Source organism: Nitratireductor aestuarii (assembly GCF_014641695.1).
Classification (GTDB): domain Bacteria; phylum Pseudomonadota; class Alphaproteobacteria; order Rhizobiales; family Rhizobiaceae; genus Chelativorans; species Chelativorans aestuarii.
Window position 1 is genome coordinate 1 of record NZ_BMIF01000050.1, and the last position, 1,073, is coordinate 1,073.

Below are 1,073 nucleotides of genomic sequence, written 5' to 3' on the forward strand. Positions count from 1 at the left end.
CCCTCGACCAGGCCCTTCATGATCGGCGGCCCGTCCATCGCAGCGGCCTCATCCACCATTCCGACAGGGGAGTTCAAGGCAGATTCAACCGGTCGTCGCAACACTCCAAACCAGGAGGTGTTAATGGTTACGGGAAGACGGAAGTCGGAGCGCTCAAGGCGGCAGAAATTATGCTCGCCAGGTCGGCCACCTGTGTGGCAGCGTGAGAACCTGTGCCGGTTCTGGCGTGGGGTGGCGGCCGGCCAGACCAGCGAAGATGCTGCTGTTGTGGCCGGCGTTTCCGGCCCCGTTGGGAACCGGTGGTTTCGGAGTTCAGGCGGCATGCCTCCCACACATCTTTCACCTTCAGCCCCACCACTCACGAGTAGAAACCTGACATTCCGAGAACGAGAAGATATAGCTTTGGAATGCGCTCGGGGCACTGGTGTCCGTGCGATCGCACGAAAGCTAGGTCGATCGCCGAGCACAATCTCTCGCGAGATCAGGCGCAACTCGGCGACACGCGCAGGCGACTTCGACTATCGCGCCATTACCGCACAGTGGCATGCTGATCGAGCGGCACGGCGGCCGAAGGTGGCGAAACTGGCAACTAATCCTATCCTTCGTGATTACGTGCAGGACCGGCTCGCGGGCCTCATTGCCACGCCCGACGGCATCGCCTTTGATGGGCCAGTCGTGGTATGGAAAGGACGACGGGCCGTTCATCGGCAAAATCGACGCTGGTCCAAAGCCTGGAGTCCAGAACAGATTGCGCGGCGTCTGAGGCTGGACTTCCCCGAGGACCCCACTATGCGCATCAGCCACGAAGCCATCTACCAGGCGCTCTACATTCAGAGCCGCGGCGCATTGAAGCGAGAACTATCGGCATGCCTGCGCTCTGGACGAGCGCTGCGTTTACCACGTGAACGTGCTCGCAGCCGTGGCAAGTCGTTCACTGCTGATGCGCTAGAGCGGTTTCCGATCAATCTGGATCATATCCGCACGAGCTGAAGTAATTGGCGCATTCGCTTGGCTGGAAGATGTCGACGAGCTTGCCGATGAGGCCCCACAGGCCGTTTACGGTTCTCTCGCCT

General features: G+C 60.5%; 2 pseudogenes. One reads left to right on the forward strand and one right to left on the reverse strand.

The features are described from left to right. Positions 1-123 precede the first annotated feature (123 nt). Positions 124-921 (forward strand): annotated as a pseudogene (locus tag IEX27_RS21525) (transposase); the annotation flags it as partial. A gap of 40 nt (positions 922-961) precedes the next feature. Here the strand turns inward: IEX27_RS21525 and IEX27_RS21050 are convergent. Beyond that, positions 962-1,073, reverse strand: a pseudogene (locus IEX27_RS21050) (IS630 family transposase); the annotation flags it as partial.